Here is a 6,000-nt window from a genome sequence, read left to right on the forward strand (position 1 = left end):
ACCGTTTATTTGTTTCTGAATCTTCTATATTTTGCCTACTTTTGTGGGCGAATTGAAAATGAGGTGAATTCAAGGTGATGTACCAAACGTATATATTGAGTAACGGGCTGAAAATTATTCATCAGCAGGTAGACGGGAAGGCTGCTTATTGCGGATTGATTATTAATGCGGGGAGTCGGGACGAACGGGAAGATGAGGCTGGGATTGCGCATTTTATCGAACATGTGATTTTTAAAGGAACAGAGAAGCGGAAAGCTTATCATATCCTTAGCCGTATGGAGGATGTAGGCGGGGAATTGAATGCTTATACGACGAAAGAAGACACTTGTATCTATGCCTCTTTTTTGCCGAAGGACTATGAGCGGGCTTTGGAATTGTTTGCGGACATTATTTTTGATTCGGTGTTTCCGGAGAAGGAGATTGAGAAAGAGAAGGAGGTGGTTATCGATGAGATTAACTCTTATAAGGATTCTCCCGGAGAGTTGATATTCGATGATTTCGAGGAGCTGGTGTATAAAGGGGAACTGATCGGACGGAATATCCTGGGAAGTGAGGAGAATGTACGGAATTTGCGCCGGGAACAGATATTGGATTTTGTCCGGCGGAATTACAGACCGCAACGTATGGTGATTAGCTCGGTCGGGAATATTGATTTTTCGAAATTGGTACGTTGGGTGGAAAAATACTTCGGAGGTATTTCCGGAGATGATAGTTCGGTTTGCCGGGTGAAACCTATGTTGTATGTACCTCAGTTCCGGGAAATCGATAAAGGAACTTTTCAAAATCACTGCATAATCGGTAATATTGCGTATGATTACCGGGATGATAAGCGTTTAGCCTTATCCATGCTGGTGGATTTGTTGGGGGGAAGCGGCATGAATTCGCGCTTGAATCTGAATATCCGGGAAAAACACGGATTGGCTTATAATGTAGAAGCTGCCTATACGCCTTATTCGGATACGGGGTTGTTTACTGTATATTTCGGTTGCGATGCGGATGATCTGGAGAAATGCCGGAAATTGTGTGAGCGGGAGATGGAGCATTTGTATACTCATGCTTTAGGACATGGGCAGTTGCGTAAAATTAAGATTCAGACGATAGGACAGTTGACTTTGTCGGCTGAAAATTATGAAAATACGATGCTTTCTATCGGGAAGAGTTTTCTGGTATACGACCGGGTTGATAGTATCGAGGAAATCTGTACGAAGGTGGAGGAAGTCGATGTGTCTACTTTACAGGAAGTGGCAGCGGAGATTTTTGCTATAGAAAAACAATCGGTATTGATATACAAGTAGATTTTTAGAATAAATCTGTAAAACCTTTCGGAAGTCTGTTAATAGTATGAATCAGGAGTAAATTATGGAGTGGAGTTTGGAACTGGAGGAATATATTACGGCTCATTCGGAGCAGGAATCTGAGGTCCTGGCTGCATTGCGGAGGGCAACCCATCTGAATGTCATGCGGCCGCGGATGCTTTCGGGGAATATGCAGGGGCAATTGCTGAAAATGTTTTGCCGGATGATCGGAGCGAGGCGGGTTTTGGAAATCGGTACATATACCGGTTATGCGGCAATTTCTTTAGCAGAAGGACTTGAGGAAGACGGGATCGTTTATACGATTGATATCAATGATGAAATTGAAGATATTGCGCGGGAATATATCAGGAAGAGCGGTTTGGAGGAACGAATCCGTTTTTTGTTGGGAGATGCTTGTGAGCTTATCCCGGATTTGGCGGAGACGTTTGATTTGGTATTTATCGATGCCGACAAGCGGCAGTATCCGGAGTATTACCGTTTAATTTTCGATAAGCTGAAACCGGGAGGAATTATTGTAGCCGATGATGTTTTGTGGGAAGGGAAAGTATTGACGGATAAAGATGCCCAAACCCGGGGGATTATGGCATTTAATGATTTGGTTGCCGGCGATGAGCGTGTTGAAAAACTGATATTGCCTGTACGTCATGGCTTGATGTTAATTCGTAAAAAATAAACGGATTTCTGATTTACGATCCAGAATCGGGATTTTCAATGGACTGTATCTTTGCGGAGCAGTTTAGATGGTCTGGTAAACTGATTCGTTATCAGATGTATTTAATCTAAAATCGTAAATCTATAATTTAATATGTACTTTTGTTGTATTAATTTTTGATGATCATGAAGCAATATCTGGATTTATTAGATCGGATTCTAACAGAAGGCGAACGCAAAACCGACCGGACAGGTACCGGCACAATAAGTATATTCGGACATCAGATGCGTTTTAATCTGCAAGAAGGATTTCCTTTATTGACAACCAAGAAATTGCATCTGAAGTCTATTATTTATGAACTTTTATGGTTTTTGCAGGGGGATACGAATGTAAAGTATTTACATGAGCACGGCGTTAAAATATGGGATGAATGGGCGGATGAAGATGGGGATCTCGGTCATATTTACGGTTATCAATGGCGTTCGTGGCCCCGGCCGGACGGTTCGCATCTGGATCAGATCACTCAGTTGATTCAGGATATTAAAACGTCTCCCGATTCCCGGCGGCTGATCGTCAGCGCCTGGAATGCCGGAGAGATCGATAAAATGGCATTGGCTCCTTGTCATGCCTTGTTCCAGTTTTATGTCTTGAACGGTAAATTGTCCTGTCAGTTGTATCAGCGCAGTGCGGATTCTTTTCTGGGAGTACCCTTCAATATTGCTTCTTATGCTTTGCTGACGATGATGGTGGCCCAGGTATGTGGTCTACAACCCGGGGAATTCATTCACACTTTCGGAGACGTGCATATTTACCTGAATCATATCGAGCAGGTGAAATTACAATTGACCCGTGCACCGCGGGAATTGCCCCGAATGCATATCAATCCGGATGTAAAAGACATTTTCGGTTTTAAATACGAGGATTTTGAATTGACCGGCTACAATCCTCACCCTCATATAAAGGGAGAGGTTGCAGTGTGAAATTTTATACAGAAGGATTTTTTCATTGTATTGACTTGATATAATTATCCCTGTTTTTTACATATTTCGAGTGCATGTCTAATGTCCCTGTGTGTATGGGGTAGCTTTCCGGATTCAGGAATTCCCGTTGTGGGTGAAAAGCAAAATGGGTGATTCAATCTTATCGGTGTTTTGCCGCAGTAAAGACGGTAATAAAATACTGTCCGATTGACTGAATATTTTTTAAACAAATAGAATATTCTCTTTTGTTTTTTACGATGAAAGGGGAGAGAAGTGTGTCGCTCAGGACGTATCTCTTACATGCATAATACTACAATCTTGAAATAGCATCGTACAAATTTTGGGGGTGGGGACTGTACCAAAATTGATTTCTGATCCATTCGTTTTTGTCGGAGGCCTGTATCTTTCCGGATTTTATGGTCTCAATTAATGCATTGAAATTGTATACGTGTTGCCCAGGCATATAAGTGACGAAATCGAAAGCTAAATCCCGGTCTTCTTCGATATACTTTTGGTAATCGAAAGGAAATAGAAGGATGGATTTATTTTTCATGAGCAGATAATCGAAATAGATGGAGCTATAATCGGTAATTAAAACATCTGTGAAGGGTAAAATGGGATAGATATCCGTTTTATTATTTACCGTAAGTATATGATCGAAAGCACAGAGATCCATATTGATACGGGTAAAAGGATGAAGTTTTAAAATGAAAAGTTTGTTTTGTGCTTTTAAGGTATCATTTAACTTTTTGAGATCGATCCCACTTTGTTCGAGGAAATTTTTATTTTCATCCCGGAATGTCGGCATATATATAAAAGATTGTGTTGCCTTTTTTAGACGCCGGATGATCGCCATTGTTTCTTTCGGTTCATACTTTTGTATAAATTCGAGTAGTCTGCTTTCTTCCCACTGTAAGATTTCGTTGCGGGGGTAACTGCTTTCAATACATTGTTGGGGGGATATTCTGAAACATTTACAAAAATGCCGGGTCATTAATGGAGACGTCGATAAAAATAAATCCGGTTTTAAGTAAATGACTGGTTTTAAAAATTTATTCATACAGGTTTCTGCCGGAAATGGTTTTACCTGTCCTGCAAACTCGATATTTTTAATACCGACTCCATGCCATAAATTTACAAATTTAGCTCCTCCCGAAACCCAGTAATTTAAAGCAGACACCCGGGAATCGTATATATAAACTCCGGCGGTAAGTAAATGATATATCCCTGTAATACTCCAGGGATGATATGCTTTAAATCCGAATGTCCGTACAATTTTGCGGGAGGATTTGTTTTTACTGATCCAATAACATTTGTTTTTTCCCAAAACGGTTTTAGCGTGAATGAAAAAGTATTTGGTATTGTTGTTGAAACCTCTGGAATTGCCTACTACCCATTTATCTTTATTGCGTGGTATTAAATACGAAATTCCCCTTAGGGTATATGCAATGCTATTGGATATGATTTTAAAATATTTTTTCATTTACTGAGTTTTACATCAATAACTTCACCCGTCATATTTGAGAGCAGGGTGTTAATGGATACATTGGCGACATCTTCAGCTGTCAGCAGCGTTTCTTCAGGTTCGTTTCCAAAATTCCGGATGCGCATGGGTGTTTTTGTTCGCTCCGGATTAATGCAGTTGACAGAGATGTGATGTTTATACCATTCTTCACTCAATGCTTGCATAAGATTGACAACTGCGGATTTCGATGCGGAGTAAATACTGTATAAGGAACGTCCTCTGGTGTAGGAACTGGACGTATATAAAAGTAGCATACCCTGACTTTGTTTAAGATATTTAAAAGCTTCTTTTGCGACATTTATTGCTCCCAGCACATTTACATTTACTATTTGCCAGATATTTTCATAGGACATACCTTCTAAAGGCTGTTTCATTAAGATACCGGCGGTATTTACGATATAATCGATTCGGTTTGTTTCTTCATGTACCTGTTTTAATGCTTTTGCTACATTTTCGTGATTGGAAACATCGATTTTATTGCTACTCCGGCTGAATGAAAATACCCGGGCCCCGGCCTCGGAACAAATGTCAGCGATGGATTTTCCGATTCCATAGCTACCGCCGAATAAAACGATTACTTTTCCGGCTAATTGTTTTTTTTCTTCATTATTGATACGGTGTTGAAGATTATGGATCGATTTTAATTGAAATAGTTTGTCCAATAAAAACAAATCGCTTTTGTATGTTAATTTCAGGTTGAAAACTTCTCCGTTGACGACATATATGGGTTCATCGGGCAAATATTTCAGGATAATGCCGCAATCGTCTGTTGTTTGTAGTTGCGGATCTTGCATGGCTTTCTGATAGGCTTCTTTGATGACAGAAAGTTTAAATGCCTGTGGGGTTTGCCCGTTTCGCAAAGTGGAGCGTTGGGGGATGTTTTTGATTTTATTATCTTCACTGACCTGAATAATTGTATCCGTTGTGGGAATTGCGACATCTACCGCATTATACGTTTTTAAAGCTTCGATACAGTCGGTAATAATGCGTTCGTTTATCAAAGGACGCACCGAATCATGAAGAATAATGTTGCATTCTTTTTCTTCACATGCCTGAATCGCTGCCCAGCTGGATTCATAACGCTCTTTTCCTCCGGACAGGATTTTTGTCAGTTTCCGGTAGTTATTAGACGTAACGATATCTTCTATATCATGAATATAGTTCGTATGCGATACTACGAAAATTTCATGAATAAGCGGATGTTTTTCAAAAACATCCAGAGTGTGCTCTATGACTTTTTTCCCTGCGATTTTCAGTAATTGTTTGGGGTAATCTTCTCCCATACGACTACCGGAGCCTCCGGCTAAAACTACAGCTATATTTTTCATAAAGAATTTTTCTTTTTTTATATGTCCAGGTTATTTTTCATTGCTTCTTGCTGAAAATCCAACGATAAGGACATTTTTTTCATTTACTATATATTTATATAATACAAAATATACACATCGGAAGTTACCTGGCAATGCGTATATTTTACGGTATACTTGCTTATATTGATCGATTTGATGTCAAGGAAAACGGTCGTTT

At 39.9% G+C, this 6,000-nt stretch carries 5 protein-coding genes; 3 read left to right on the forward strand and 2 right to left on the reverse strand.

Translation table 11 applies throughout. From position 1 onward, the window contains the following. Positions 1-77: 77 nt before the first annotated feature. The 3 genes from DD657_RS09225 (at position 78) to DD657_RS09235 (ending at position 2,948) form a co-directional block, all read left to right on the forward strand. Positions 78-1,295 (forward strand): M16 family metallopeptidase, encoded by a 1,218-nt coding sequence (locus DD657_RS09225; protein WP_068688566.1) that lies wholly within the window; start codon positions 78-80, stop codon positions 1,293-1,295. Positions 1,296-1,359: 64 nt separating this feature from the next. Then, positions 1,360-1,989, forward strand: a complete 630-nt coding sequence (locus tag DD657_RS09230; protein WP_021987582.1) for an O-methyltransferase — start codon at positions 1,360-1,362, stop codon at positions 1,987-1,989. A gap of 164 nt (positions 1,990-2,153) precedes the next feature. Next, positions 2,154-2,948, forward strand: coding sequence for a thymidylate synthase (locus DD657_RS09235; RefSeq protein WP_068688568.1), 795 nt, complete (start codon positions 2,154-2,156; stop codon positions 2,946-2,948). 310 nt (positions 2,949-3,258) lie between these two features. On the opposite strand, the gene DD657_RS09240 is transcribed toward DD657_RS09235, so the two are convergent. Continuing rightward, positions 3,259-4,431: a CDP-glycerol glycerophosphotransferase family protein gene (locus tag DD657_RS09240; protein ID WP_287049648.1), complete on the reverse strand. Its 1,173-nt coding sequence runs from the start codon at positions 4,429-4,431 to the stop codon at positions 3,259-3,261. Further along, entirely contained in the window at positions 4,428-5,801 is a 1,374-nt protein-coding gene (locus DD657_RS09245; RefSeq protein WP_068688571.1) for a bifunctional cytidylyltransferase/SDR family oxidoreductase, read from the reverse strand. Before DD657_RS09245 ends, DD657_RS09240 begins: the two co-directional genes overlap by 4 nt. Positions 5,802-6,000 lie beyond the last annotated feature (199 nt).

The sequence above is a fragment of the Culturomica sp. genome (genome assembly GCF_003524185.1).
Taxonomy (GTDB): Bacteria; Bacteroidota; Bacteroidia; order Bacteroidales; family Marinifilaceae; genus Culturomica; species Culturomica massiliensis.

Coding starts and splice junctions, on each gene's coding strand:
- DD657_RS09225 (WP_068688566.1), top strand. CDS start 78: ATGTACCAAACGTATATATTGAGTAACGGGCTGAAAATTATTCATCAG.
- DD657_RS09230 (WP_021987582.1), top strand. CDS start 1,360: ATGGAGTGGAGTTTGGAACTGGAGGAATATATTACGGCTCATTCGGAG.
- DD657_RS09235 (WP_068688568.1), top strand. CDS start 2,154: ATGAAGCAATATCTGGATTTATTAGATCGGATTCTAACAGAAGGCGAA.
- DD657_RS09240 (WP_287049648.1), bottom strand. CDS start 4,431: ATGAAAAAATATTTTAAAATCATATCCAATAGCATTGCATATACCCTA.
- DD657_RS09245 (WP_068688571.1), bottom strand. CDS start 5,801: ATGAAAAATATAGCTGTAGTTTTAGCCGGAGGCTCCGGTAGTCGTATG.